Annotated in this window: 23 protein-coding genes; 12 read left to right on the top strand and 11 right to left on the bottom strand. The window is 64.6% G+C overall.

The window, feature by feature from the left end; genetic code table 11:
- Positions 1 to 132 precede the first annotated feature (132 nt).
- A complete protein-coding gene (locus QA645_RS24440; protein ID WP_283044231.1) occupies positions 133 to 1,605 on the bottom strand; it encodes a protein adenylyltransferase SelO in 1,473 nt (490 codons plus the stop codon).
- Between the two features lie 197 nt (positions 1,606 to 1,802).
- Here QA645_RS24440 and aspS point away from each other — a divergent pair, with 197 nt between their 5' ends.
- Positions 1,803 to 3,638: an aspartate--tRNA ligase gene (aspS, locus tag QA645_RS24435; protein WP_283044230.1), complete on the top strand. Its 1,836-nt coding sequence runs from the start codon at positions 1,803 to 1,805 to the stop codon at positions 3,636 to 3,638.
- Positions 3,639 to 3,804: 166 nt separating this feature from the next.
- Here aspS and QA645_RS24430 read toward each other — a convergent pair whose 3' ends face one another.
- The gene (locus tag QA645_RS24430; RefSeq protein ID WP_283044229.1) at positions 3,805 to 5,781 is read right to left on the bottom strand and encodes a hypothetical protein; all 1,977 of its coding nucleotides are present in this window, start codon (positions 5,779 to 5,781) and stop codon (positions 3,805 to 3,807) included.
- Between the two features lie 252 nt (positions 5,782 to 6,033).
- Between QA645_RS24430 and QA645_RS24425 the strand changes: the two genes are divergently transcribed.
- Positions 6,034 to 8,343, top strand: a complete 2,310-nt coding sequence (locus QA645_RS24425) for an NADP-dependent malic enzyme (protein ID WP_254131042.1) — start codon at positions 6,034 to 6,036, stop codon at positions 8,341 to 8,343.
- 303 nt (positions 8,344 to 8,646) lie between these two features.
- Entirely contained in the window at positions 8,647 to 9,099 is a 453-nt protein-coding gene (locus QA645_RS24420; RefSeq protein ID WP_283044228.1) for a DoxX family membrane protein, read from the top strand.
- A 253-nt stretch (positions 9,100 to 9,352) separates the two neighbouring features.
- On the opposite strand, the gene QA645_RS24415 is transcribed toward QA645_RS24420, so the two are convergent.
- On the bottom strand, positions 9,353 to 10,411 hold the full coding sequence (locus QA645_RS24415) for a hypothetical protein (protein WP_283044227.1): 1,059 nt from the start codon (positions 10,409 to 10,411) through the stop codon (positions 9,353 to 9,355).
- A gap of 21 nt (positions 10,412 to 10,432) precedes the next feature.
- Here QA645_RS24415 and QA645_RS24410 point away from each other — a divergent pair, with 21 nt between their 5' ends.
- Positions 10,433 to 11,344: a glycosyltransferase family 9 protein gene (locus QA645_RS24410; RefSeq protein ID WP_283044226.1), complete on the top strand. Its 912-nt coding sequence runs from the start codon at positions 10,433 to 10,435 to the stop codon at positions 11,342 to 11,344.
- An 85-nt stretch (positions 11,345 to 11,429) separates the two neighbouring features.
- On the opposite strand, the gene QA645_RS24405 is transcribed toward QA645_RS24410, so the two are convergent.
- The 4 genes from QA645_RS24405 to QA645_RS24390 all read right to left on the bottom strand — a co-directional run bounded on the left by QA645_RS24405 (position 11,430) and on the right by QA645_RS24390 (position 15,628).
- Positions 11,430 to 11,993, bottom strand: a complete 564-nt coding sequence (locus QA645_RS24405) for a dihydrofolate reductase (RefSeq protein ID WP_283044225.1) — start codon at positions 11,991 to 11,993, stop codon at positions 11,430 to 11,432.
- 7 nt (positions 11,994 to 12,000) lie between these two features.
- Positions 12,001 to 13,017, bottom strand: a complete 1,017-nt coding sequence (locus tag QA645_RS24400) for a polysaccharide deacetylase family protein (RefSeq protein ID WP_283044224.1) — start codon at positions 13,015 to 13,017, stop codon at positions 12,001 to 12,003.
- A 179-nt stretch (positions 13,018 to 13,196) separates the two neighbouring features.
- Positions 13,197 to 13,766: a glutathione peroxidase gene (locus QA645_RS24395; protein WP_283044223.1), complete on the bottom strand. Its 570-nt coding sequence runs from the start codon at positions 13,764 to 13,766 to the stop codon at positions 13,197 to 13,199.
- Between the two features lie 149 nt (positions 13,767 to 13,915).
- On the bottom strand, positions 13,916 to 15,628 hold the full coding sequence (locus QA645_RS24390) for a L,D-transpeptidase family protein (protein WP_283044222.1): 1,713 nt from the start codon (positions 15,626 to 15,628) through the stop codon (positions 13,916 to 13,918).
- Between the two features lie 208 nt (positions 15,629 to 15,836).
- On the opposite strand from QA645_RS24390, the gene QA645_RS24385 reads away from it, so the two are divergent.
- Positions 15,837 to 16,385 carry a CreA family protein gene (locus QA645_RS24385; protein WP_254131051.1) on the top strand — a complete coding sequence of 183 codons (549 nt, stop codon included), beginning with the start codon at positions 15,837 to 15,839 and terminating at the stop codon, positions 16,383 to 16,385.
- Positions 16,386 to 16,415: 30 nt separating this feature from the next.
- Here the strand turns inward: QA645_RS24385 and QA645_RS24380 are convergent, their stop codons facing one another.
- Positions 16,416 to 16,607 (bottom strand): hypothetical protein, encoded by a 192-nt coding sequence (locus QA645_RS24380; RefSeq protein ID WP_283044221.1) that lies wholly within the window; start codon positions 16,605 to 16,607, stop codon positions 16,416 to 16,418.
- A gap of 232 nt (positions 16,608 to 16,839) precedes the next feature.
- On the opposite strand from QA645_RS24380, the gene QA645_RS24375 reads away from it, so the two are divergent.
- Together QA645_RS24375 and QA645_RS24370 are read left to right on the top strand one after the other, a co-directional pair.
- Complete coding sequence (locus QA645_RS24375) at positions 16,840 to 17,175, top strand: hypothetical protein (protein ID WP_254131053.1); 336 nt, start codon at positions 16,840 to 16,842, stop codon at positions 17,173 to 17,175.
- A 34-nt stretch (positions 17,176 to 17,209) separates the two neighbouring features.
- Positions 17,210 to 17,575: a hypothetical protein gene (locus QA645_RS24370; RefSeq protein WP_283044220.1), complete on the top strand. Its 366-nt coding sequence runs from the start codon at positions 17,210 to 17,212 to the stop codon at positions 17,573 to 17,575.
- 2 nt (positions 17,576 to 17,577) lie between these two features.
- Here the strand turns inward: QA645_RS24370 and QA645_RS24365 are convergent, their stop codons facing one another.
- Positions 17,578 to 17,823, bottom strand: coding sequence for a DUF6719 family protein (locus QA645_RS24365; protein WP_283044219.1), 246 nt, complete (start codon positions 17,821 to 17,823; stop codon positions 17,578 to 17,580).
- 67 nt (positions 17,824 to 17,890) lie between these two features.
- Positions 17,891 to 19,360: a PLP-dependent aminotransferase family protein gene (locus QA645_RS24360; protein WP_283044218.1), complete on the bottom strand. Its 1,470-nt coding sequence runs from the start codon at positions 19,358 to 19,360 to the stop codon at positions 17,891 to 17,893.
- Positions 19,361 to 19,436: 76 nt separating this feature from the next.
- Between QA645_RS24360 and QA645_RS24355 the strand changes: the two genes are divergently transcribed.
- From QA645_RS24355 to kynU, 5 genes are all read left to right on the top strand, one after another.
- Positions 19,437 to 20,162: a pyridoxamine 5'-phosphate oxidase family protein gene (locus tag QA645_RS24355; RefSeq protein ID WP_283044217.1), complete on the top strand. Its 726-nt coding sequence runs from the start codon at positions 19,437 to 19,439 to the stop codon at positions 20,160 to 20,162.
- A 52-nt stretch (positions 20,163 to 20,214) separates the two neighbouring features.
- Positions 20,215 to 21,492 (top strand): ArgE/DapE family deacylase, encoded by a 1,278-nt coding sequence (locus QA645_RS24350; RefSeq protein WP_283044216.1) that lies wholly within the window; start codon positions 20,215 to 20,217, stop codon positions 21,490 to 21,492.
- A gap of 251 nt (positions 21,493 to 21,743) precedes the next feature.
- Positions 21,744 to 22,553: an alpha/beta hydrolase gene (locus tag QA645_RS24345; RefSeq protein WP_254193399.1), complete on the top strand. Its 810-nt coding sequence runs from the start codon at positions 21,744 to 21,746 to the stop codon at positions 22,551 to 22,553.
- A gap of 34 nt (positions 22,554 to 22,587) precedes the next feature.
- On the top strand, positions 22,588 to 23,427 hold the full coding sequence (gene kynA / locus QA645_RS24340; RefSeq protein ID WP_254131060.1) for a tryptophan 2,3-dioxygenase: 840 nt from the start codon (positions 22,588 to 22,590) through the stop codon (positions 23,425 to 23,427).
- An 8-nt stretch (positions 23,428 to 23,435) separates the two neighbouring features.
- Positions 23,436 to 24,638 carry a kynureninase gene (gene kynU, locus QA645_RS24335; RefSeq protein ID WP_283044214.1) on the top strand — a complete coding sequence of 401 codons (1,203 nt, stop codon included), beginning with the start codon at positions 23,436 to 23,438 and terminating at the stop codon, positions 24,636 to 24,638.
- A 2-nt stretch (positions 24,639 to 24,640) separates the two neighbouring features.
- On the opposite strand, the gene QA645_RS24330 is transcribed toward kynU, so the two are convergent.
- On the bottom strand, positions 24,641 to 25,420 hold the full coding sequence (locus QA645_RS24330; RefSeq protein WP_283044213.1) for a cobalamin-binding protein: 780 nt from the start codon (positions 25,418 to 25,420) through the stop codon (positions 24,641 to 24,643).
- Positions 25,421 to 25,498: the final 78 nt, after the last annotated feature.

Below are 25,498 nucleotides of genomic sequence, written 5' to 3'. Positions count from 1 at the left end.
GTGTTTCAGTTTGATGACAGCGGTTCCCGAGGTCGGGACGCGTCCACAGCATGAGCACGCGCGCGATGGATCAGCTGAAAGCGCAATCCACCGTTGAGCCAATTAGAGGTAGCGGCGCGCCGGCGGCCGTCGTCACGTCCCGCAGAACGTCTGCAGCACCCGCTGGTCCGGTAGCGGCGGATCGGCGTAGGCGGCAAATTCCGGCTGATCCTGATACGGCTTCGCCAGCACCTTCACCAGCTCCTCGAACGGCGCGTAATCGTCGTCATTCACTGCAGCCTGGATCACGGCCTCGACGCGATGGTTGCGCGGGATGAAGATTGGATTGACGGCGTGCATGGCGGCTTGCCGCTCGGCCGCGGTCTGCGGCTCCAGCGCGATGCGGGCGCGCCAGCGTCCGGCCCACTCGTCGAAGGCCGCGGGCTCCATGAACTGCGCGCGGACGTCGGTGCCGTCATCGCCGGCGGCGTCGCCGAGCTTGCGGAACGTCAGCGTGAAGTCGGCCTGGTTCTTGGCCATGGCGTCGAGCAGGTCCTGGATCAGCGCCTCGTCGCCGTCGTGCTCCCTAAACAGGCCGACCTTCTTGCGCAGGCCGGCCTGATAGGCGGCGCTGAACGTCTCCGAGAAGGCGCCGAGAATGTCCTGGGCTTCCGCGACCGCCTTCTCCTGGTCGTCGGAGAACAGCGGCAGCAGGCATTCGGCGAGCCGCGTCAGATTCCACAAGCCGATGCGCGGCTGGTTGGCATAGGCGTAGCGGCCCATCTCGTCGATCGACGAAAACACCTGCGCAGGATTGTAGGCGTCCATGAAGGCGCACGGGCCATAATCGATGGTCTCGCCGGAGATGGAGGAGTTGTCGGTGTTCATCACGCCGTGGATGAAGCCGACCAGCAGCCAGCGCGCGATGAGTTCGGCCTGGCGCGCCACGACGCCGGCGAGCAGGGCGTGATAGGGCCGCTCGGCTTGGAACAGATCCGGATAGTGCCTGACAATGACATGGTCGGCGAGCCGGCGGATCGCATCGGTGTCGCGGCGGACGGCGAAGAACTGGAAGGTGCCGACCCGGATGTGGCTCGAGGCCACGCGCGTCAGCACCGCGCCGGGCAGCACGGTCTCGCGGATCACGGGCTCGCCGGTGATGACGGCCGCCAGCGAACGCGTGGTCGGAATACCGAGCGCGTACATGGCCTCGCTGACGATGTATTCGCGCAGCACTGGTCCGAGCGCGGCGCGGCCATCGCCGCGGCGGGAAAACGGGGTGGGGCCCGAGCCCTTGAGTTGGATGTCGCGGCGGATGCCGTCCTTGTCGATGACCTCGCCGAGCAGGATCGCGCGGCCGTCGCCGAGCTGGGGCACGAAATGCCCGAACTGATGGCCGGCATAGGCCATGGCGATGGGGTCGGCCCCAGGGGGAACCGTCTTTCCGGCCAGGATTTCGGCGCCCTCGGGCGTCTCCAGCAGATCAGGATCGAGCCCGAGCTGGACCGCCAGGGGCCGGTTCAGCTTGATCAGCCGGGGCGCAGCCACGGGGGTCGGCGCGACGCGGGCAAAGAAGCTGTCCGGCAGCGCCGAATAGGAGTTCTGGAAGGGGAAATGGACTGTCATGGCCTCAAGATAGGCCTCGAACGCCGATCGGCAAAGGCTCGGGCCTGGATTGGCCAAAAATGGCCGCCTCCAGCCCCAAAACAGCCCGTTCCTTTGGTTGCCGCCCCCGGCCTCGTCGGGTAAACCCTGCCGCAACCTCGGACCGGTCGTTTCAGGCCGTCCGATTCGTATCCTCCGACATTGATTTTGGGACGACCATGCATCGCTACCGGTCACATACATGCGGCGCGCTCCGCGAGAGCAACATCGGCGAGACCATTCGCCTCTCGGGCTGGGTCCATCGCGTGCGCGACCATGGCGGCGTGCTGTTCATCGATTTGCGCGACCATTACGGACTGACCCAGTGCGTGGTCGACCCGGACTCGCCGGCGTTTGCGCAGGCCGAAAAGCTGCGCTCGGAATTCGTGGTCAAGATGGACGGCAAGGTCCGCCGCCGCCCCGAAGGCACCGACAATGACGACCTGCCGACCGGCAATGTCGAGGTCTATGTCAGCGAGATCGAGGTGCTCGGACCTGCCGGCGACCTGCCGCTGCCGGTGTTCGGCGATCAGGAATATCCCGAAGACATCCGCCTCAAGTACCGCTTCCTCGACCTGCGCCGCGAGAAGCTGCACCAGAACATCATGACGCGCGTCGAGATCATCAAGTCGATGCGCCGGCGCATGGAGGGGCAGGGCTTCTTCGAGTTCAATACGCCGATCCTGACCGCGTCCTCGCCGGAAGGCGCGCGCGACTTCCTGGTGCCGTCACGCATCCATCCCGGCAAGTTCTACGCGCTGCCGCAGGCGCCGCAGCAGTACAAGCAGCTGCTGATGATGTCGGGCTTCGATCGCTACTTCCAGATCGCGCCCTGCTTCCGCGACGAGGACCCGCGCGCCGATCGTCTGCCGGGCGAGTTCTACCAGCTCGACGTCGAGATGAGTTTTGTGACTCAGGAAGACGTGTTCGCGGCGATGGAGCCCGTCATCACCGGCGTGTTCGAGGAGTTCGCCAAGGGCAAGCCGGTCACCAAGGGCTGGCGGCGGATTCCGTTCGCCGAGGCGCTGCGCAAATATGGCAGCGACAAGCCGGACCTGCGCAACCCCATCGAGATGCAGGACGTCTCCGAGCATTTCCGCGGCTCCGGCTTCAAGGTGTTCGCGCGCATGCTCGAAGATCCGAAGAACCAGGTCTGGGCGATCCCGGCCCCGGGCGGCGGCAGCCGCGCCTTCTGCGATCGCATGAACTCCTGGGCGCAGGGCGAGGGCCAGCCCGGCCTCGGTTACATCATGTGGAGCTTACCGGACACGCTGATTCAAGTCGGAGCTGACGGCACTAATAAGCAGCTCCCCGTCGAGCAGGGATATCCTATTGGCCGTGGGCCGATCGCCAATAATGTCGGACCTCAGATCGCTGCTGCGCTCCGCGACCAACTTGGCTTGAAGGAAGGCGATGCCGCCTTCTTCGTCGCGGGCGATCCCGACAAGTTCTGGAAGTTTTCAGGTCTCGCCCGCAACAAGGTCGGCGAGGAATTGAACCTCACCGACAAGGAGCGGTTCGAGCTCGCCTGGATCGTCGACTTCCCGATGTACGAGTATAACGAGGACGACAAGAAGGTCGACTTCTCGCACAACCCGTTCTCGATGCCGCAGGGTGGTCTCGATGCGTTGAAGGGCCAGGACCCGCTGACCATCAAGGCGTTCCAGTACGACATCACCTGCAACGGCTACGAGATCGCCTCGGGCGGCATCCGCAACCACGTGCCGGAAGCGATGGTGAAGGCGTTCGAGATCGCAGGTTACGGCGAGCAGGAAGTGGTCGACCGCTTCGGCGGCATGTACCGCGCCTTCCAGTACGGCGCGCCGCCGCATGGCGGCATGGCCGCCGGCGTCGACCGTATCGTGATGCTGCTCTGTGGCACCAACAATCTGCGCGAGATCTCGCTGTTCCCGATGAACCAGCAGGCCATGGACCTCCTGATGGGCGCACCGTCGGACGCCACCACCAAGCAGCTCCGCGAGCTGCATGTGAAGGTGAACCTGCCGCAGAAGTGAGGCGGAGCTAGTTTCGGTCTCGTGCCCCGGACGCAGAGCAGCGCTACTTCAGCGGTGCGCTGCAGAGCCGGGGCCCACGTCTCCGCTAGTATGAAGCTTTCTGGGTCCCGGCTCTGCGCAGCGTCACTGCGTGCCGCAGCGCGTCCGGGACACGAGACCACTCGCCCTACAATCCCGTCGACGCCTCGATCCTGAATTGCGCCAGCGCGCTCTGCGGGTCGGTCTGCAAGAGCTGCATCAATTGCATCAGCGGCGCCTTGGCGCGCGGGGTGAGCTTGATGGACAACGTCTGGCCCGGCGTCTCGACGAAGCTTGCGATGGCGTCCACGGCCGCGCTCGCGTCCGGATTGGCGGAAACAACTTGCTCGCGGTTGGCCTTGATGCTCTCGACGAGCGCTTGACGCGCGGCGTCGCGGCTGACGTTCTGCATGCGCGCAAACTGCGTCACGACGAGATCGACGCCGCCATTGTCGCGCAGCGAGAGCTCGAGCGCGCCAGCCTCGATCCGGGCCGCCTGACCCATGAGCTGGGCGGGATCGGTCGAAAACACGTCGCGCGGCACGTTTCCGAGCGCGACGCGCAATTGCGCTTTTGCGATCCCTCCGATGTCGAGCGTCGCCGGCGTGACGGCGAAGCTGCTGGACGGCTCTGTCCACGCCGCGCCGAGATCGAGGTCGATCGCGAGCTTGTCGATTCCGGCGGCAATCAACGGAAGCTGCTTTGGCTCGGATGGATCGGTGGGTGTTACGAATTTGGCCACCACATGCGCCTTGCTCGGAATCGCGCCAACCAGCTGACCCCAGTCAAGGCTCAGCGTGTCGATCGTGACCAGCTTCTTGGTGGTCTTGAACGGCGCAGTCACGCCCTTGATCTCAGCGCCGGCGAGCACACGGAACACGTCGAGAAACTGGTCGGGCGTGGGCTTCCGCGCAATATTGGAAAACTGCGCCGTCCACCGCATGAGGTTGGCCATGCTGAAGGACTTCAGCGCAAAGCGCTCCATCCTGACCTGGCCCTGCGGCGAGGGCGCATCGAGGCCCTCTAGTGCAATCTCATCGTTTGCGTATCTGATCGCGTTGAGGTTCGCCGTTCCTTGCGGCATGCCGACCGACACTTTGCCGACGTCGATACCGGCGACACGCACGCCCTCGAACATCACGGCGAACGCCTCCAGCGCCCGCCGTGTCTCTGTCGGGCTCGGAGGCGTCGAATGGTCCCTCATAAATGCCTGGAGTTCGACCCGCTGGATTTTAGAGGGTTGCAGGGCGATGTCATTGATGCTGATCCTGTCGATCTGCGCGCGTATCCCTTGCGCGGATGTGATCGTATAGGGCCCCGCCGAGATCTGCCTGTAGATCCGATAATAGCTGTCATCATCGACCCTCTTGGGGTCCAGGGCGGCGGCCAATGCCGTTGCATCGAAATCGTCGGTGGTCGTGTTCAAGAGCTCGAGGGTAAGCTTATCGGGTTTGCCCGGCTGTTGCAGGTCCACGACGTGAACGGTGCGGTCAACCTTGGCGGCATCGACTTTCCCGCGGTTGATATTCAGCATCGTCACGCCGGAATAGGTGACCTCGGTGCCGCCGCTGCCCGGCCTGCCTGTTTCGGGGTTGACAGTGACGGCGATGGTCGGTGCCGCGATCGAAGATGCGGTGACGTTGACGAGCTGATCCAGAACAAATCGGTACAGATCGATCAACGAGTCCGACGCCGGCGAACCCTGAATACGAACCGCACTGGAAAAGTCGCGTGCCGTAAGCTGCGGGACCTTGTAGATAGCGTTCAGCTTCCTCTCGCCCATGACGCTGCTGTATCTGATCTCAGTGTCCGACAGCTCGATGCTGTCGGCCGCGGCCTTGCTGTCGTCGATCTGCCTGATGCCAACCGCCTTGATGCCCGCGATCTTGACGGTGGCCGGCGGTTGCGCGGTGTGCTCGACCGCGATGTCCTCGACGGTCAGCGTACGGGTCACGAGATCGAAGGCGACCTTGCCATGGCTCGCCTTGTTGCCGCCGGCCCGGATCAGCTCGAAGGCCGCCTCGATTTCGGCGGTGGCGCGATGTTTGGCGTAGAGGTTGAAGCCGAACCATCCGCCGGCGGCGAGCACCGCGATTGCGACCAGGCCGATCAGGATCCGCTTCATTCCCAGCTCCAGTTGCTCGTTGTGCGCTGCGCAACCTGCCATATTCGGGAAACGTCGCGAGGTCTAGGGAAAGCTAGCGCTGTCAAATATTTGAGCGTGTGATCTGCTAATGGGATTGCAATCGGATGTTGCCACCGAGGCGTCGGCCGTGCTTCATCGCGGTTTCCACGAGCCGGAAATTCCGTGTGCACTGCGGCGAACCGGCCGAGGTTGATGAATGATTGAGACCGGATAACGCGAGGCAGAGACCGCATGTCGTCCTATTCTGATGATCTCCACCAGGCGGCGCTGGCCTATCACCGTCTGCCGCGCCCCGGAAAGCTCGAGATCCAGGCGAGCAAGCCGCTCGCCAACCAGCGCGACCTGGCGCTTGCCTATTCTCCGGGCGTTGCGGCGGCCTGCACCGAGATCGCCAAGAACCCGGCGGAAGCCGCGACCCTGACGACCCGCGCCAATCTGGTCGCCGTGGTCTCCAACGGCACCGCCGTGCTCGGCCTTGGCAACATCGGCCCGCTGGCGTCCAAGCCGGTGATGGAAGGCAAGGCCGTCCTGTTCAAGAAATTCGCCGGCATCGACGTGTTCGACATCGAGATCGCGGCCGACACCATCGAGCGCGTGGTCGAGACCGTGGCGGCGCTCGAGCCGACCTTCGGCGGCATCAATCTGGAAGACATCCGCGGGCCGGAATGTTTCGAGATCGAGGCGCAGCTGAAGGAGCGCATGAAGATCCCGGTCTTCCATGACGACCAGCACGGCACCGCGATCATCGTCGCCGCCGCCATCACCAACGGCCTGCGCCTGAACGGCAAGAAGCTCTCGGAGGTCAAGATCGTGGCGTCGGGGGCAGGGGCGGCGGCCATCGCCACGCTCAACCTGCTGGTCTCGATGGGCGCGCAGCGCAAGAACATCTGGGTCTGCGATATCGACGGCCTCGTGCACGAGGGCCGCAACACCACGATGGATCGCTGGAAGGCGGTCTATGCACAGAAGACCGACAAGCGCACGCTGGGTGATGTCATCGGCGGCGCCGACATCTTCATCGGGCTATCGGCTCCGGGCGTGCTCAAGCCCGAGATGGCCAAGGCGATGGGCGAGAAGCCGCTGATCATGGCGCTCGCCAACCCGACGCCGGAGATCATGCCGGAGGAGGCGCGCAAGGTGCGCCCCGACGCGATGATCTGCACCGGCCGCTCCGACTACCCGAACCAGGTCAACAACGTCCTCTGCTTCCCCTTCATCTTCCGCGGCGCGCTCGATGTCGGTGCCAGCGCCATCAACGAGGAGATGAAGCACGCCGCCGTGGAGGCCATCGCGCAGCTCGCGCGTGAGGCGCCGTCGGATGCGGTGGCGCAGGGTTTTGACACCGGCGAGACGCAGGGCTTTGGTCCGGGCTCGCTGATCCCGAGCCCGTTTGATCCGCGGCTGATCCTGCGCATTGCGCCGGCCGTGGCGAAGGCGGCGATGGAATCGGGCGTCGCAACGCGGCCGATCACCAATTTCGACGAATACACCGCGCTGCTCGAGCGCTTCGCCTTCCGCTCCGGCCTCGTCATGAAGCCGATGTTCGCCAAGGCCAAGACCCAGCCGGTGCGCTTGATCTACGCCGAAGGCGAGGACGAGCGCGTGCTGCGTGCCACCCAGGTGGTGCTGGAAGAGAAGCTGGCGCGGCCGATCCTGGTCGGTCGTCCCTCGGTGGTGGAAGCCCGCATCAAGCGTTTCGGCCTCCAGATCCGCGCCGGCAAGGATTTTGACCTCGTCAATCCCGAGGACGATCCGCGCTACCGCTCCTACGTGCAGTCCTATGTCGAGGTCGCCGGCCGCCGCGGCGTGACGCCGGATGCCGCGCGCACGGTGGTGCGCACCAACAACACCGTGATCGCGGCGTTGGCGGTGACGCGCGGGGAGGCGGATGCCATGCTCTGCGGCGTCGAGGGCCGCTATATGAGCCATCTGCGGCATGTCCGCGAGATCATCGGTTTCGTGCCGGGGGTCAGCGACTATGCCGCGCTGGCGCTGCTGATCACCAGCAAGGGGGCCTTCTTCATCGCCGACACCCAGGTGCGGCCCAATCCGAGCGCCGAAGAGCTCGCCGAGATCGCCTCGCTCGCCGCCGTCCACGTCCAGCGCTTCAACATCAAGCCGAAGATCGCGTTCGTCTCGCACTCCGATTTCGGCAGCTACGACACCGACTCGTCGCGCAAGATGCGCCGCGCCACGCAGTTGCTGAAGGAAAAGCATCCGGAGATCGAGGCCGACGGCGAGATGCAGGGCGACACCGCGCTGTCGGCTGCAGCGCGAAAAATGGTGCTGCCGCACTCCAAGCTGGAGGGCGAGGCCAACATCCTGATCATGCCGACGCTGGACACCGCCAACGTGGCCTATCAGATGATCAAGTCGCTGGCGGATGCGCTGCCCGTCGGCCCGATCCTGATCGGCCCGGCGCGTCCCGCCCACATCCTCACGCCCTCGGTGACCGCGCGCGGCATCCTCAACATGACGGCGGTCGCCGTGGTCGAAGCGCAGGAGCGCGCGGCCCGGCAGCAGCCGACGTTGTTCACGTAAGGGGCGCGATCTTTCCCTCTCCCCTTGCGGGAGAGGGTGGCTCGCCGCGCAGCGGCGAGACGGGTGAGGGATATCTATCCGCGTGTCATCTCTCACGATTGAACTCGGGGATGGATACCCCTCATCCGGCGCTTCGCGCCACCTTCTCCCGCAAGGGGAGAAGGGGCACCGATCGTGCGGCCAGATTTGAATTGCTCGCAGTTTTCCATTTCCCCGTTTGTAAACCGGCCCACGACTCTCCATAATCGCGCGGTCCTTGCGTCCAAGTTCCGATTTCAAAAAGCCTGAGCCAAGAGGCCGACCATGCCAGCGTTCGTGACTTTCGGGCGAATCCTGTTCGCCGTGCTGTTCATCTACACGGGCGCGACCAAGCTCTTTGCCATCCAGGCCACCGCCGATTTCATCGCCACCAAGGTCGTGGTGCCTGACGTGATCGCGCCCTATGCCAAGCAGGTCGAGACGGCGACCGCGATGACCACCCCGCAGCTTCTGGCGATCGCGCTCGGCGGGCTCGAGATCATCGCAGGCCTGATGATCGCGCTGAACTTCGGCGCGCGCTTCTTTGCGATGCTGATGATCATCTACATGGTGGTGTCGACCGTCCTGTTCTACGATTTCTGGAATCAGGCGGCGCCGGACAACGCCAAGATGCTGGTCGACGCGCTGAAGAATCTCTCGATCATCGGCGCGCTCTTCATGATCATGGGCTATGGCCGCGCCACGCGCTCGGCCGAGACGGCCTACGGAGACGTGTAGGTCCGGTAATCTTGTAATCTCGTAGGGTGGGCAAAGGCGCGAAGCGCCGTGCCCACCATCATGACGTGGTGGGCACGCTCCGCTTTGCCCACCCTACGGCCGCGGTTTTTGGAGCGGCTAACCCACCCGACGGCAAGGCGTGGCGATGACGTCGTGTGGCTTCCAGCTTCACGCAAGGTCGTTGCCGCAAAATGATTGGGAACGAGTCATCGCGTCGATGATAGGGCCCATCGTAATGTATGCCGAAGCGTCGTCAGTTGCTGTCTCGCTCGAGGCCGGTCTCGCGCACCATCGCGCAGGGCGCTTGCCGCAGGCAGAGGCGGTTTATCGGCAGATCCTGGCATCCGCGCCGGATCACGCGGACGTAATTTTCCTCCTCGGCGTTGCTTCGCTCCAGACAGGTCACCCCGAGAGGGCGCTCGATCTCTTCAGTCGTGCCGTCAAGCTGCAGCCTCGCAACAGCGCCTATCACAGCAACATGGCTGTTGCTCTGCGCGCGCTCGGACGCAAGGGCGAGGCCGTCGCGAGCTACCGGGAAGCGCTGCTGCATCAGCCCGGCAATCTGGACACGCACATTCAGCTTGGCCTCCTGCTGGGTGAATGCGGGGATCTCGCAAGCGAGGAGGCGCAGTACCGGCTCGTGTTGCGACATCCCGTTGGCCTCGACCTCGCCGCGGTTCGTACTCAGGTCGATGCCCGTTTCCATCTCGCCAATCTGCTGGTGAGACGGAAGCAATTCGATGATGCGATCAGCGAGTTTCGGCAGGTGCTGCGGCAAAGGCCGGATTTTGCGGAGGCCCATTGCAATCTCGGGGCTGTGCTGTTCGATCTTGCCGCCTTCGAGGAATGCGAGCGTTGCTATCGCGAGGCGCTGCGCCTCAATCCGGCATTCGCGGAGGCCCATAACAATCTTGGTGGTCTTCTCCTCAAATTGAGGCGCCTCGACGAGGCCGAGCTCAATCTTCGCGAAGCCTGCAAGCTCCGGCCGAATTTCGCCGAGGCCTTGAACAATCGCGGTGACTTGCTGCGTCTGCGGGGGCGGCTGGAAGAGGCGGAAGCATGCTGCAGGGAAGCTGTGCGTCTGAAGCCGGACTATGCTCCGGCGCAATTGACCCTGGGCAACGCGCTTCGTGAGGCCGGTCGTTTCCGCGAAGCGGAGCCTTGCTACCGGACCGCGCTCGATCGCAATCCGAACTGGCCGGAGGCGCTCAACAATCTCGGCACGCTCCTTTACGATCTCGGGCGGACCGATGAAGCCATTCAGAGCTTGCGTGCGGCTGTGGCGCAAAGGCCGGACTATGCCGACGCCCATTTCAACCTCGGGATCACGCTGTTGTTGGCCGGCCAGTTCGACGAAGGCTGGCGGGAATATGAATGGCGATGGAAGCAGGAGACGAAGAAGCCGCATCTGCGCGGTTTCAGCCAGCCGCTCTGGGATGGAGGCGATATCGGTGATCGGGTCCTGCTGCTGCATGCGGAGCAGGGCCTGGGCGACACGCTCCAGTTCTGTCGCTTCGTGCCGGCCATTGCTGCGGGGCGGCGGGTCGTTCTCGAGGTTCAGCGGCCACTGATGACGCTCCTGACCGGGCTGTCGGGAATCGAGCGCATCGTCGCGAATGGCGATCCGCTGCCGCCATTCGATCTGCATTGTCCGCTGTTGAGCCTGCCGCGGGTCCTTGGCACCACGCTCGACACCATCCCGCGCGAGGCACCCTATCTCCGCGCCGAGCCGCAGCGCGTGGCGGCCTGGCGCGAGCGGGTCGGGCAGCTCGATGGGCTGCGGGTCGGCCTGGTCTGGGCCGGCAATCAGACCATGAGCGGCGACCGCCGACGCTCCGTTCCGCTCGAACGATTTTCGGAGCTTGCGGATCTGCCGGGGGTGAGTTTCGTCTCTCTGCAAAAGGGGCCAGGGGCCAGCCAGTCGCCGCCGCCGGGTCTGTCCATGCACGACTGGACGGACGATCTGCATGACTTCGGCGAGACCGCGGCGCTGATCGAGGCACTGGATCTGGTCATCGCTGTCGATACGGGCGTGGCGCATCTGGCCGGCGCGCTTGGTCGCCCGGTCTGGCTGCTCAATCGCTTCGATCGGTGCTGGCGGTGGCAACTCGACCGCGACGACAGCCCTTGGTATCCGAGCCTGCGGCAATTCCGGCAAAGTCAGCCCGGCGATTGGACCAGCGTCCTCCGGAACGTGCGCGCTGAGCTCGAGGCTTGCAGCCTGGCCAGGCCCGTTCGGCCGTGAGGGTTATGCGCGGCTAGCCCGTCCATTGGATGAAGGTATCAAAATACCGGATACCTGTACTGTGCATGGGGTTGTTTCGCGCGTTTTAGACGGAGCTTCGCGCCGGCCGCCATGGCGTGACCGTCACATCATGGGCGGCGTCGAGCAGATAAGGCGTGCCCGGCTTCATCCCATGCGACGACAGCACCTCATGCGGCGTCCGCTTGGGGACGTCGACGAAGCAACCTTCGCCGCCGGGCAACCGCACATGCGGGGCTTCCGACAGCCAGAACGTGTCGTAGCGCTCCATGAACATCTCGAACACGTCGGGGCCGCCGATGACCGCGATCCGTCCCGAGGCGACATCGGCGAACGCGCAAGCCTCCTCGAAGCTCGCATGATCCGGATTCCACAGCGTCGCGTTCGGCATCTCCGGATCGACGGTGAGGGCCTTGATCTTGCGGGTGGTGATCAGCCGCTTGCGCTGGGGCGAGTTCGGCTGCCCCTCATGTGAGTTGCGGCCGTGCACGATCAGCGCCGCGCCATCGAGCGCCTGCTCGAAGAACAGCTTGTCGCCTGCGAACTTCAGGCTGTCGGGCATGACGCCGCTGGCGTCGGCAAGCATGCCGTCCGCCGAGACGATGACGTAGCCTTCGAAATGGAACGACAAGCGACGTCTATTCGGAAACGGTCGTCACCACGGAATTGACCGGGCGCGTGCTCACCGTCGGCAGCTTGACGTCCTTCATCAGGTCCTGGTCGTATTCGGGGAGCGAGGCGACCGGCGCCTTGGCACGCATTGCCACTACCTTGTAGCCGCCGGCCTTGAGGCGGTTCAGCAACTCGGGCAGGGCTTCCGCCGTGTGCTTCTGGAAGTCGTGCATCAGGATGATGCCCTTGCCCTTCTTCTCGAGCCCCTTCATCACGGTCTCGATCACCTTCTCAGGCTTGGAGGCCTTGAAGTCGAAGGAGTCGATGTCGCAGGAGAAGATCGCGACGTTGCGGTTGCCGAGATAGGTGACCATCTCCGGCGGGTGTTGCAGCGCCGGGAAGCGGAAGAACGCCGCGGGCGAAATGCCGCCGAGCGCCCATTTCACGGCGCTGATGCCCTTCTCGATCTCTTCCTTGCGCTGCGCCTCGGTCAGCTTCTTGTTGTTGAGGTTGGCGTGCGACCAGGTGTGGGTGCCGACGGTGTGGCCGGCCGCATAGACCTGCTTCAGGATCTCAGGCTCGTAGGTGGCGTGCTTGCCGATCGAGAAGAAGATGCCGGTGGTGCACTGCTCGGCGAGCGCCTTCAGCACGGCGGGCGTGTTGTGCGGCCAGGGACCGTCGTCGAAGGTCAGGACGACCTCCTTGTCGCGCAGGAAGTCGAGCTCCTTGAAATGCTCGAAGCCGAAGCCGGGACCGCCTGTGGTGTCGATCTCCACGGTGCGGGCGACGCCCAGCGCATTCGGATTGTTGCAGGCCGCGCGCGCCGGCTGCGGCGCCTGTTGCGGCGGGGGCGGGAAGGCGGCGGTTTGCGGCGCGGGCGCTGCGGCAGGGGCTGCAGCGGGTGCCGGAGCAGCGGCCGGTGCTGCCGCGGGGGCGGCCTGAGTCGCGGCTGCGGGTTTCGCGGCCGGGGTCTGCGACCATGCCGCGCCTGTCAGCGCAACAGACATCGCGCTTGCCAAAATCAGTCCTGCCGCCACACGCATGGTGTTGTCCTCGAGATTGATCCCGTTGTTCCGCCGTGGCTTTTCGCCTCCGGCAAAACCCATCCTGCCCCTGATCATCCTAGCCTAGATGGTGCCCCGTCGCCATGGCAACGGCTGTTTGGCGCTTCGCCCCAATTGTGCCCAGACCAGTTCGAGAGGCCTGTTTGAGCGGGGATGACTCAACTGTCAGCCAGGGTTCTGGCGATCGCCGTCTTGATGCGCGTGTCGGCGGGCTCGACAGCCGACGGAAACACCTCGGCGATGTAGCCGTCGCGGCCGATCAGGTACTTGTGGAAGTTCCACTTCGGGACCTCCTTCGGCCGTGCCTCGGCCGCCCATCTGTAGAACGGATGCGCCTTCGCCCCGACCACGATGGCCTTGGCGGTGATGGGGAAGGTAACGCCGTATTGGTGGTGCGCGGTCTCCGAGATCTCGCTGGTGCCGCCGGGCTCCTGGCCGCCGAAATCGTTGGAGGGCACGCCGATCACGGTGAGCCCGCGCTCGCGAAACTCGCTCCAGAGCTCCTGCAGCCCGGCATATTGCGGGGTGTAGCCGCACAGCGAAGCGGTGTTCACCACCAGCACAGGCTTGCCGGTGAAGGCGGCGAGGCGAATGTCGTCGCCGGACAACGCGGGGAACGAGAATGCGTAAGCGGAGATACGGCTCATGCCGCCATCGGCCTGCACGCGCGTAGCCGATGTGGCTGCTGCGAGAAGCGCTGTGGTGAGAACGGCTCTGCGGTTCAACATGGCGGCGTCCCCCGGATGTGATCCGGCGCGCAGTCTACTCCGGCGAGACGGCGGGCCTGCTCAACACCGCGTTATCTGATGCGGTGTCCGGCTCTTATTTTGACGCGTTTTCTTTACGCGAACCGGCATCCGCTTCGCTTGAAAACGCTCTAGTACAGGCGGACGATGAAGTCGGTACCTTCGCCGGTCTCGCCCTGATTGATGCCCTGGTCGGAGACGATCACCGAGCCGCCGGTGGTGAGCATCTCGTTGATCTTCGCCATGGTGTCGGCGGGGATCGTGATGCGATCCAGTGCCTCGGCCGGGCTGTCCGGCGTGATCACCGGCTTTGCGGCGACGGGGATCACGGCGGCGCCACGCTGGCGGCGCGTAACGTGTCCATCGTCCTCGCGCGAAGCGGCGCGGACGGCGACGGGCAGCGACACCACGGACCAATGCAGCGCGTTGGAATCGGTCTTGTCGACGTCGGCGGTGAAGACATGCGTGCCGAGCGGGCGGTCGCTTGCCGCAATCGTCACGGGCACGTCGAACAGCGGCGCAAAGTTCTGCCGCACGTAGAGCTTGGAATCCTTGCGGCTGATGAACACCGCGATCTGGCCGGTCCGCTTCGGCAGGTCCGGCTTCACGGACGGCGCGGGATCGGCGACGCGGGTCTGATCTTTCTTTGCGTCCGGCGAGGCGGCTTGCGCCGGCGCCGTTGCGGTCACCGCCGCGTCGGGCTTCTTCTCGGTCGCTGCAGCGTCAGCCTTGCCCGGCTCGGGCTTGGTCGGCTCGGATTTGGTCGGTTCGGACTTTGCCGTTTCGGCAGGCGCAGTTTCCGCCTTCGGCGCGTCGGACTTCGCAGCCTCGACGGAGTCAGCCGGCTTCTCGTCCGATGTCGTCTTGGGAGCTTCTGCAGGCTTTGCGTCGGTGCTCGCCGCGTCGGGCTGCCTGGCCGGCTCGGAGGCCTCGGTGGACTTGGCGTCCGTCGTTGTCTCGGTCTTGGCGGCTTCCTCGCGGACCGGTGCATTGCCGGTGGTCACATCCGACATCACGGTATGGCCGACGCTGGAGCGCAGCTCGAGCACGCTGTCGGCGCTCGCGGTCTTCGTCTCAGGAGACTTCGTCCCGGCGGGCTTGGCGTCCGTGACCTTGGTCTCGGGCGCGCCCTTGTCCGCCTTGTCGCCGACGCTCGTTGTCGGTTCGAGGCTTGCGGCCGGCTGCGGCGGGACGCGCAGCGAGGCGAGCATCGGATGCGAGAAGTTCTGCGGCGTCATCTGGCCGGGCGCGACGATCACGCGCGCGCCCATCTTGGTCCAGTTCCACATCTTCACCGCGAACGCCATCGGCATGCGGATGCAGCCGTGCGAGGCCGGATAGCCCGGCAGCACGCCGGCATGCATGGCGACACCGGACCAGGTGATCCGCTGCATGTACGGCATCGGCGCGCCGCTATAGATGTTGGAGTGGTGGAATTTGTGCTTCTGGATGACGCTGAACACGCCCATCGGCGTCGAGTGGCCCTTCATGCCGGTCGACACCGGCGACTCCGCGAACACGCCCTTGGAGTCGTAAATCGTCACCTTCTGCCGGTCGATCGAGACGACGATCACGAGCGGACCCTGCGGCTTCGCGCCGGCCTCCTTCTCGGCGAGGGTTTCTTTCTTGCCCGCTCCCGCGCCGCGCTTCTGCGGCTTCTGTCGCGGTCCCTCGGTATGTCGCTCTGGCTGGGAGTAGTAGGACGTGCCCGAATAGTCCGGTGTGTAATAGAACGCGGCTTCTGCCTGGCTGGTCGTACCGATCGCCCCCGCGGCCGTCAGAATGGCAAACTGCCACAGCCGCACCGGCGCGGCAGCAAAACGGGACCCGTTCACGCTAGTCATTCCTCGAATCCATAATCCAAATCAGACATTAGTCTCGCAGAGGGGATATGCGTTCACCAGTACAGCAGTTCTGCCCTCGGCTACTTTTGTTCTGGACGTAGCAAAAAAGCCTCACAGAGCGGTAAACGACGGCCGCGGCCGGCTGCCATCATCTTCCTGAACGATCACCCCATACCTACATTGCCGGGACTTGTTACCGGAGAACTTCATGTCATCTCGTTTCCTCGGTCTTTCAGGCATCCGCTTGAAAGGCCTCGCTTTATTGCTTCTGGCTATGGCCGTGCCGGCAGCGTCCGCGCAAGCTGCCGACGAGCCGGATCTAATCTTCCGCCGCTCCACCGTGTTCAAATGGATGAGCCCGAATGACAAGCTCGCGACCTATGGCCTCGACGACCCCGAGGTCGAGGGTGTGGCCTGCCATTTCACAGTACCGGAAAAGGGCGGTTTCAAGGGCTGGCTCGGTCTTGCCGAGGAGGTTTCCGACGTCTCGCTCGCCTGCCGCCAGATCGGCCCGATCAAGTTCAAGGACAAGATGGAGCAGGGCGACGACATGTTCCGCAAGCGACGCTCGCTCTTCTTCAAGAAGATGCAGATCGTCCGTGGCTGCGACGCCAAGCGCAACGTCCTGGTCTACATGGTCTATTCGGACAAGCTGATCGAGGGATCGCCGAAGAACTCGACCTCGACGGTGCCGATCATGCCGTGGGGGCCGGCCGACGCGAACGTCCAGAAGTGCGGCGACTTCTTCACTCAGTGACGACTTGTTCACTCAGTGACGCGTTAGCGTTCACTCAATGATGTGATCGCGGCTCGCGCGCGGTTTCGCAAGGTGCGAGCCGCTCAGCCGTACGAACGCCTGTGGCGCGGCCTCGTAGCCGCGGCCCGATTGCAGGGCCATCGCTCCCGGCGAAGCGTTGCGTTGAGCGCGGTCGGTCCGTTCGGCCGCGTCGCGCGCCGTTGCGCGATCTTGCGCCATCATGATGGCAATTCCTTACATGCGCCCGGTTGACGGGCTTTCAGTTTTCGAAGGCTTCGGCCGCGCCCGGCGAACTGCGGGTTCATCGGTGGGACCGGCCTTCGTTTCGGTTCCTTTCAGCAGAGAACCGTAAAATGCATGTGAAGCGCTGACGTCGCGGATGTGACCACGTCACTTCAACCGACGTGGGTGGCGGCTCCCAGGCAGGTTCAAACCGTCGCGCGCTCCATCTGAAATGATTGATGTTTTTCGAGAATTGTTTCGTCCGTGCGCGGGCGACGAAACAATTCTCACCTGGAACGAAACCATTTTGGGCTTTGGGCGCATCACGGAAGAAACCGCGGATGGTTATCAGCGTCACAACGACGACGGCACACCGCCGGCCACGCGATTCGGGGACAGATCCATGCGCGCGCTCAGCTTCATCCTTGCTTTCGGCTTCGTGCTCGCCGGTTCCTCGTTCGCCGGTGCGCCGGACGGTAATCTGCCTGGTATCGGTACCTTCCAATACAGCGGCTCGCCGGTGACGACCACGGCGCCGCAGCCGATCGTTCTGGCCGCGCGTTTCTGATCAGCAACAAGAAAATAAACCGGCAAAAGCCATCATGCACCTTCGTCTCTGCGCTGCAGCAGTCCTCTCCCTACTGGCGGTCAGTTCCGTCCAGGCGCAGGTGCGCGCGCCGAACCGGTTGCCGGATCCGCGCACCGAATTCGTGCGGCAATGTGCCCCGCGCATGCTCGGACGCTGGGAGCATCCGGAAGAGGTTTGCGGCTGCCTGCACGACCATGCCGCGGCTGTCGTCGAAGATCGCGACCTGCGCGAGGCGCTGCTGCGCGGCATCAGCGAGACCGGTGTTCCCACGATCGAGACCGATTGGGTGCCGGCAGCCAAGCAAAGCGAAATCGGCGCGACCTTCACCAAGATCGCCAAGCCGACCCTGCAGTGCATGTTCGACCCGGCGAAGTCGTAGGGCTACTTCGATTTCGGACCGTACCGCGCCACGCAGGAACTGGTTCGCACGACGCCCTTGTCGCTCATCTTCGAACCGCGCACTTCCTTGACCTGTCCAGCCGGGCAGGTTCCGTCATCCACCATCACGCGCTGACCCAGCTTGAGATCCACGATGTCCTGCTCGCGGCCGACCGTGGCTGCGTGCGCCGTCGTCGCGAGCGCGGCTGAGATCAGGAGCGAAAGGCGGACTGGGTAGCGGAGTGACATGATCAGTGGTTCCGGCGTCGATGCCGCAATCTAGGGAGCGGCACACGATTCTCATAGTGAACCTTTGTCACGCGCGCCGGCCGACCTTGCCTTTGTTGCGCAAGGCGGCCCGCGCTTCCCGCGCGAGCCGCTCGGCAGAGGCGACGAGGTGTGGAACCGCGTGTCCCGAAAATCCGAGCACGAAACCGGGTAGCGGACGCGCCCGCGCGTAGGTGTCGGCGAGCAGCCAGCCCTCGGCGCCGGCCGCCTGCTTCGCTTCGGCCGCGACGGCTGGTGGGATCGACAGACCGAACTGCGCCACGAGGTGCAGGCCCTGCGACGGCACCGGGACCGACAGCGCGCCGTCCGATGCGGCCTCGAGCGTTTCGGCCAGTGCATCGCGGGCCTCGCGATAGAGTTTTCGTACACGCTTCAAGTTTGCGGCAAACGCGCCAGAATTGAGCATGTCGGCGACCGCGCCCTCCATCAGCGTTCCCGGAAAACGGTCGAGCGCGGCGCGTGCGGCGGTGACGTCGCCGATCAGGCGTTCGGGCAGCGCGCAATAGCCGATGCGCAGACCTGGAAACAGCGTCTTGGCGAACGTGCCCATGTAGATCACGCGCTGGAGGTGATCGATGCCGGCGAGCGACATCAGCGGCGCGCCGTCATAGCGAAACTCGCTGTCGTAATCGTCCTCGAACACGAACGCGCCGGCCTGCTTCGCCCAGTCGAGCAGCTCGAGCCGCCGCGGCATCGACATCTGCACGCCCAGCGGAAACTGATGCGACGGCGTCACATAGGCCGCGCGCGCGGCCGGGGCGGCGGCGCGGCCCCTGGCGACTTGCAGGCCGTGGGCGTCGACGGGAATGGGCACGGTGCGATAGCCGCATTGTGCGATGGTCCTGCGTGCGATGGGATAGCCGGGGTCCTCGCACCAGACCTGATCGTTTGTCTTCAGGATCGCGCCGAGAACGATGCGTAGCGTATGCAGCGTGCCCGATGTGAGCATGATCTGGTCGGGGTCGCAGCGTAGCCCCCGCGCCGAGAGCAGATGGTCCGCGATCGCGACGCGCAGCTCGCGGCTGCCACGCGGATCGCCGTAATGCAGGTGTTCGCTACCAAAGGCGCGCATGCGCCGGCCGACGAAGGCGCGAAAGCGTTGTACCGCGCGCTCGTCGATATGGGTGCAGCCGAGCGAGAGCGCGCCTTGCTTCGGCGCCTCCACGATCACCTTCGGCTTCTTCGATATTGCGGCGCGCGCCGGGATGCGCGCAGCGACGAACGTGCCGGAGCCGACGGTGGCTTGCGCAAACCCGTCGGCGATCAGGCGTTCGTAAGCCGCGACGACCGCATTGCGCCGAAATCCGGTCTGCGTGGCCAGCGTGCGCGACGGCGGTAGCGGCTCGCCGGGTTTGACGAGGCCCGAGACGATCATCTCGCACAGCGCCTGGTACAGCCGATGCGCCGAGGAGGCGCCGGCGGTGATGTGCGTCCCGGTGAGATCGAGCGGCAGCTCCGCTTTGGCCGGGGCGATAGAATTGGTCGGAATTTTTTGCATGGAATTGGCACTATCGCAGACCAAATGCGCCGCTACAACTAGCCTGGAATTCTTCCAGTTCTGATGAGGAGCGGCCGTGAGCCAGACCGAGAGCCAAAATTCCTATCCGACGTCAGCGCGCAACCAGGTGAAGCGCCGGCACGATCGCGGCTTCTACGATCACGAGACGGTTCACCGCATCCTGGATTCGTCGATGATGTGCCACGTCTCCTATGTCATCGACGGCCAGCCCTACTGCACGCCGACCTTCTTCTGGCGCGAGGGGACCAAGCTCTATTGGCACGGCTCGAGCGCGAGCCGCATGCTGCGCAACCAGACCAGGGGCGAGCGGGTGTGCCTGACGGTCGCCCATCTCGACAGCCTCGTGCTGGCGCGCTGCGGCTTCAATCACTCCGCCGATTACCGCGCGGTGATGGCGTTCGGCACAGCCTATCTTGTCACCGACGCGCAGGAGAAGGAGCGCGCCGTGGTCGCGATGGTCGACCGCTTCTTTCCGGATCGCACCGCGAGCCTGCGTGCCAGCAACACCCAGGAGATCAAGGCGACCTCCTTCATCGCGATGGAGATCGAGGAAGCCTCGGCAAAGGTCCGCGCCAAGGGTGTCGCGGACGACGACGAGGACTACGAATTGCCGATCTATGCCGAGCGCATTCCGGTTCGCACCGTTCTCGGCGCGCCGGAACCATGCCCGCGGCTGCTCGACGGCGTGAGCCGGCCGGCGACGCTGAACGGCTATTCCGAAGGCCGGCCGCTCGAAGATGCATTGCGGGATGCTTATTTTGTGGAGTACCCGAACGGCTGAAATCGGCTAGCTTGCGCGCACCCTTGACCAACTGGATGCCCGGAGTTGCCTGATGAATGCCGAGACGCAGCAGAGGATTCTTGACGCCGTCGATGCCGGCTTCGAAGCCCAGCTTGCGACCACCCGAGATTTCGTCGCGATCCCTTCGACCCGCGGGGCGGAGGGGCCGTGCCAGGACATGATCGGCGACCTCCTGCGTGCGCGCGGTTACGAGGTCGACGATTGGCACATCAATGTCGACGACCTCAAGGATCTGCGTGGCTTCGGCCCGATCGAGCATGATTTCTCCAAGGCGCGCACGGTGGTCGGCACCTATCGCCCGACGACCGAGGCCGGCAAATCGCTGATCCTCCAGGGGCACTGCGACGTCGTGCCCGCGGGGCCGCTGGAATTGTGGGACACACCGCCGTTCTCGCCCGTCATCAAGGACGGCAAAATGTTCGGTCGCGGCGCCTGCGACATGAAGTCGGGGACCATCGGCGCGCTCTATGCGCTGGATGCGATCAAGGCGGCCGGCCTCAAGCCGACCGCGCGGATTCACTTTCAGTCGGTGATCGAGGAGGAGAGCACCGGCGTCGGCGCACTGTCGACGCTTCAGCGCGGCTACCGGGCCGATGCCTGCTTCATCCCCGAGCCCACCGCCGGCAGAATGGTGCGTTCTCAGGTCGGCGTGATCTGGTTTCGCCTGCGGGTAAAGGGCCATCCGACCCATGTCGCCTTTGCCGGCTCCGGATCGAATGCGATCATGGCGGCTTATCACCTCGTCCACGCGCTGCAGAAGCTCGAGATCGAGTGGAACGAGCGCGCCAAGGCCGACCGCCACTTCAAGACGCTCAACCATCCCATCAACTTCAATCCCGGCATCATCAAGGGTGGTGACTGGGCCTCCAGCGTGCCGGCCTGGTGCGACGTCGATTGCCGCATCGCGATCCTGCCGGGCTGGTCGGTGGCCGATCACCAGAAGGAGATCATGGCCTGCGTTGCCGCCGCCTCGCGCAACCATCGCTTCCTCGCCAACAATCCGCCGGAGGTCGAATGGTCGGGCTTCCTGTCGGAAGGCTATGAGCTGACCGATTCCGCCGCGCCGGAAGCTGCATTCGGCAAGGCCTTCAACAAGGTCTATGGCGGCGCGGTCGAGGATCTCGTCTTCACCGCGCTCACCGACACGCGTTTCTATGGACTCAATTACGGCATCCCCAGCCTGTGCTTTGGCGCCAGCGGCGGCGAGATGCACGGCTTCAACGAATATGTCGATCTGGACTCGCTGAAGAAGACCACCAGGGCGATGGCGCTGTTCATCGCGGAATGGTGCGGAGTGGAGAAGGCCTAGCGAGAGCCTCAGTCACAGCTCTCGTAGGGTGGGCAAAGGCGCGTCAGCGCCGTGCCAACGCGTCGTCTCGGACATGACCAAGATCGTGGGCACGCTTCGCTTTGCCCACCCTACGGTGTCTCGGCCGGAGTAGCATCTGCCCGAAACAATGGCTCATCCAAATCCTTTAAGCTTAAAATAAAGACTAGGATGCCGCCCTCAGCGGTGGCAGACTGTCCGCAGGTTCGCTGGACGAGTCCCCGGGAGTCACAATGCGCGATTGGGATGATGCTTACGCCAATTCGGCCCATATCCCGGGCTCGGACAAGATGCCGGCGCAATGGGCGGAGCGGGCGGCGGCCTACCGCACCGGGCTGAAGGCCTTTCGTCCCGACATCGCCTACGGCTCAGGCGAACGCCAACGTTTTGACCTGATCCTGCCCGAGGGCGACAGCAAGGGCCTCGTCGTGTTCGTGCACGGCGGCTACTGGATGCGGTTCGACAAGTCGACCTGGACGGATCTGGCCGAAGGCGCGCGGCACCACGGCTGGACGGTCGCGCTACCGAGCTACACGCTGACGCCGGCAGCGCGCATCTCCGACATCACCGCGGAGATATCAGCCGCGATCGCGAAAGCGGCGTCGCTGGTCGCAGGGCCGATCCGGCTCGCCGGCCATTCCGCCGGCGGCCATCTCGTCACGCGCATGCTCTGCGACGACAGCCGGCTCGAGCCGGCCGTCTATAACCGCATTGCGGGCACGCTCTCGATCAGCGGCCTGCACGATCTGCGTCCGCTGCTCAAGACGAAGATGAACGAGACGCTGCGCATGACCATGGACGAGGCGACGCTCGAAAGCGCGGCGCTGCACCTGCCGCGCGGGCATTCGCCTGTCACCGCCTGGGTCGGCGGCAGCGAGCGCCCGGAATTCATTCGCCAGTCCGATCTGCTGGCCAATGTCTGGACCGGCTTCGACGTACCGACCCACCTCGTCGTCGATCCCGGGCTCAACCATTTTACCGTGATCGATGCGCTCAAGGATCCATCGTCGCCGATCACCGCGCGCCTGATCGGCCTCGACTGACGGAGGCAGGGATGATCGATCGAAAGGGCCTGTCATGACGTCCAGCGATTACGATCCCGCAAAAGAAGGCGCCGAGACGGATTTCGCCCGGCGCATGTCCTATGGCGATTATCTGTCGCTGGACGCGATCCTCGGCGCGCAGCATCCGCTGTCGGAAGCGCACGACGAGATGCTGTTCATCATCCAGCATCAGACCACGGAGCTCTGGATGCGCCTTGCCATCCATGAACTCAGTGCAGCGCGTCGCGCCATTGCCAAGGACGAGGTCGCTCCCGCCATGAAGATGCTGGCGCGGATGTCGCGTATCTTCGAGCAGCTCAACAACGCCTGGGACGTGCTGCGCACGATGACGCCCAGCGAATATACGCGCTTTCGGTCCCAGCTCGGCCAGTCCTCGGGCTTCCAGTCGCGCCAGTACCGGCTGATCGAATTCTTGCTCGGCAACCGCAACCACGCCATGCTGAAGCCGCACGCGCACGATGCTGAAACGACCAGGCTCCTCGAAGCCGAGCTCGCGACGCCGAGCCTCTATGACGAGGTGCTGCGGCTGGCGGACCGCAACGGGCTCAAGATGCCTGCGACTGTCTTGGCGCGCGACGTCCGCGAAACCCACAGCTTCAGCGAGGGCGTGCTGCAGGCGTGGCGTATCGTCTACGAGGCGCCGGAGACGCATTGGATGCTCTACGAACTCGCCGAGAAGCTGGTCGATTTCGAGGATTATTTCCGGCGCTGGCGCTTTAACCACGTCACGACGGTCGAGCGCGTCATCGGCTTCAAGCGCGGCACCGGCGGCACCGGTGGCGTCAGCTACCTTAAGCGCATGCTGGAGGTCGAGCTGTTTCCCGAGCTCTGGCGCGTCCGCACGATTCTGTAGAAATCCCCATGACCAAATATCGCGTCTATCACGACACCAAAGCGCTTTTCCATCTGCCCGACGGGGTGATCTATCTCGATGGCAATTCGCTCGGCGCATTGCCATTGGGCGTTGCCGAGCGCGTCAGCCGCGTGATCACGACCGAGTGGGGCAACGAGCTGATCCGCGCCTGGAACACCGCCGGCTGGTATGCCCAGCCGCGCCATGTCGGCGACCGCATCGCGCGGCTGATCGGCGCGGAGGCGGGGTCGGTGATGGTCGGTGACACGCTGTCGCTCAAGGTCTATCAGGCGCTCGCCGCCGCGCTCGACATGAACGCGTCGCGCAAGGTTGTCTTGTCGGACACCGGCAATTTCCCGACCGATCTCTACATGGCCGAGGGGCTGATCGCGACGCTCGGGCGCGGCCATCAATTGCGCCTGGTGGCGCCCGAGGAGGTCGAGGCTGCGCTGTCGGAAGAGATCGCGGTGCTTTACATCACCGAGGTCGACTACCGCACCGGTCGCCGCCACGACATGGCCGGGCTGACGGCAAAAGCGCAGGCGCTCGGCATTGTCACGGTCTGGGATCTCGCCCATTCGGCCGGCGCGCTCCCGGTCGATCTTGCCGGTTGCGGCGTCGATTTTGCGGCCGGCTGCACCTACAAATATATCAATGCCGGCCCGGGCGCGCCGGCGTTCCTTTACGTCGCGCCGCGCCATGCCGACGGCGCGCGCGCCGCGCTGTCGGGGTGGATGGGACACGCAAAGCCCTTCGCGTTCGAGCTCGGTTATGCGGCCGCCGGCGGCGTCGAGCGCATGCGCGTGGGTACACCGCCGGTGCTGGCGATGGCGGCGCTGGAGGCTTCGCTCGACATCTGGGATCGGGTTGATATCGCGGATGTCCGCGCGCGTTCGCTGGCGCTCGGCGATCTCCTGATTGCCGAAGTCGAACGCCGCTGTCCGTCTCTGAAGCTCGTGACCCCGCGCGCGCACGAGCGCCGTGGCTCGCAAGTCTCATTCGCCTTCGAGGGCGGCTACGCCGCGATGCAGGCCGTGATCGCCCGCGGCCTCATCGGTGATTTCCGCGCGCCTGACATCATGCGGTTCGGCATCACGCCGCTCTACATTGGTGAGAGCGAGATCATCCGCGCGGCCGAGATCATCGAAGAGGTGATTGTAGGCGAGGTGTGGCGGCGGCCGGAGTACCAGGTCGTCAATGCGGTGACGTGATATCAGCCCCACAGCGCCGTCACGATCGCATCCAGCCCATCCGTCAACGCTGCCGGCCCTGGCTGCAGGATGATTGGTGACTTGATCTCGACAATGCGATCGTCCCGGACAGCCGGAATCTCGCTCCAGGCGTCACGTTGCTTGATGCGGGCAGGCACGACCTTCTTGCCGCACCAGGACGCGAGGATCACGTCGGGCGCGGCCTGGCGCACTGCAGTCGCTGAGACGATGCGATCCTTCGCCGCCTGGCAGGCGCGCAGCTCCGGAAACACATCCTTGCCGCCAGCGATCTCGATCAGTTCGGAGACCCATCCGATTCCGGAAATCAGTGGATCGTCCCATTCCTCAAAATAGACTTTTGGCCGCGACGAGGGGCGGGGCGTTGCGGCGATCGCCGCGAGGCGGCGATCAAAACCTTGGGCGAGTTCGTCGGCGCGCGCCGCGGCACCCACCAATGCGCCAAGCGTCCGGATCATCGCCAGGATTCCGGCGACGTCGCGCTGATTGAAGACATGGACGTCGATGCCGGCACGGACGAGGTCGGCGACGATGTCGGCCTGGAGATCGGAGAAGGCCAGAACGAGCTCGGGTTCCAGCGCCAGCACCTTGGGCATGTCCGCAGAGACGAATGCGGAGACCCGCGGCTTCTCGCGTCGGACCTGCGGTGGGCGGACGGCATAGCCGGAGACGCCAACGATGCGGTCCTGCTCGCCGAGCAGATAGAGCGTTTCCACCGTCTCTTCGGTCAGGCAGACGATGCGGCGGGGCGGGAAGTGGCGCATGGGAGGAGCATATGCCCGAATGGCAGGTCCGATGTCACGGCAACCATGACCTCCGACGTCATTGCTTTGCCCCGCGAA

The organism is Bradyrhizobium sp. CIAT3101 (genome assembly GCF_029714945.1).
Taxonomy (GTDB): domain Bacteria; phylum Pseudomonadota; class Alphaproteobacteria; order Rhizobiales; family Xanthobacteraceae; genus Bradyrhizobium.
Note: the sequence above shows the minus strand (reverse complement) of the source record. Positions and strands in the feature narration are given on the sequence as shown.

Coding starts and splice junctions, on each gene's coding strand:
- QA645_RS24440 (WP_283044231.1), bottom strand. CDS start 1,605: ATGACAGTCCATTTCCCCTTCCAGAACTCCTATTCGGCGCTGCCGGAC.
- aspS (WP_283044230.1), top strand. CDS start 1,803: ATGCATCGCTACCGGTCACATACATGCGGCGCGCTCCGCGAGAGCAAC.
- QA645_RS24430 (WP_283044229.1), bottom strand. CDS start 5,781: ATGAAGCGGATCCTGATCGGCCTGGTCGCAATCGCGGTGCTCGCCGCC.
- QA645_RS24425 (WP_254131042.1), top strand. CDS start 6,034: ATGTCGTCCTATTCTGATGATCTCCACCAGGCGGCGCTGGCCTATCAC.
- QA645_RS24420 (WP_283044228.1), top strand. CDS start 8,647: ATGCCAGCGTTCGTGACTTTCGGGCGAATCCTGTTCGCCGTGCTGTTC.
- QA645_RS24415 (WP_283044227.1), bottom strand. CDS start 10,411: ATGGGCGTCGGCATAGTCCGGCCTTTGCGCCACAGCCGCACGCAAGCT.
- QA645_RS24400 (WP_283044224.1), bottom strand. CDS start 13,017: ATGCGTGTGGCGGCAGGACTGATTTTGGCAAGCGCGATGTCTGTTGCG.
- QA645_RS24395 (WP_283044223.1), bottom strand. CDS start 13,766: ATGTTGAACCGCAGAGCCGTTCTCACCACAGCGCTTCTCGCAGCAGCC.
- QA645_RS24390 (WP_283044222.1), bottom strand. CDS start 15,628: ATGACTAGCGTGAACGGGTCCCGTTTTGCTGCCGCGCCGGTGCGGCTG.
- QA645_RS24385 (WP_254131051.1), top strand. CDS start 15,837: ATGTCATCTCGTTTCCTCGGTCTTTCAGGCATCCGCTTGAAAGGCCTC.
- QA645_RS24380 (WP_283044221.1), bottom strand. CDS start 16,607: ATGATGGCGCAAGATCGCGCAACGGCGCGCGACGCGGCCGAACGGACC.
- QA645_RS24375 (WP_254131053.1), top strand. CDS start 16,840: ATGATTGATGTTTTTCGAGAATTGTTTCGTCCGTGCGCGGGCGACGAA.
- QA645_RS24370 (WP_283044220.1), top strand. CDS start 17,210: ATGCACCTTCGTCTCTGCGCTGCAGCAGTCCTCTCCCTACTGGCGGTC.
- QA645_RS24365 (WP_283044219.1), bottom strand. CDS start 17,823: ATGTCACTCCGCTACCCAGTCCGCCTTTCGCTCCTGATCTCAGCCGCG.
- QA645_RS24360 (WP_283044218.1), bottom strand. CDS start 19,360: ATGCAAAAAATTCCGACCAATTCTATCGCCCCGGCCAAAGCGGAGCTG.
- QA645_RS24350 (WP_283044216.1), top strand. CDS start 20,215: ATGAATGCCGAGACGCAGCAGAGGATTCTTGACGCCGTCGATGCCGGC.
- QA645_RS24345 (WP_254193399.1), top strand. CDS start 21,744: ATGCGCGATTGGGATGATGCTTACGCCAATTCGGCCCATATCCCGGGC.
- kynA (WP_254131060.1), top strand. CDS start 22,588: ATGACGTCCAGCGATTACGATCCCGCAAAAGAAGGCGCCGAGACGGAT.
- kynU (WP_283044214.1), top strand. CDS start 23,436: ATGACCAAATATCGCGTCTATCACGACACCAAAGCGCTTTTCCATCTG.
- QA645_RS24330 (WP_283044213.1), bottom strand. CDS start 25,420: ATGCGCCACTTCCCGCCCCGCCGCATCGTCTGCCTGACCGAAGAGACG.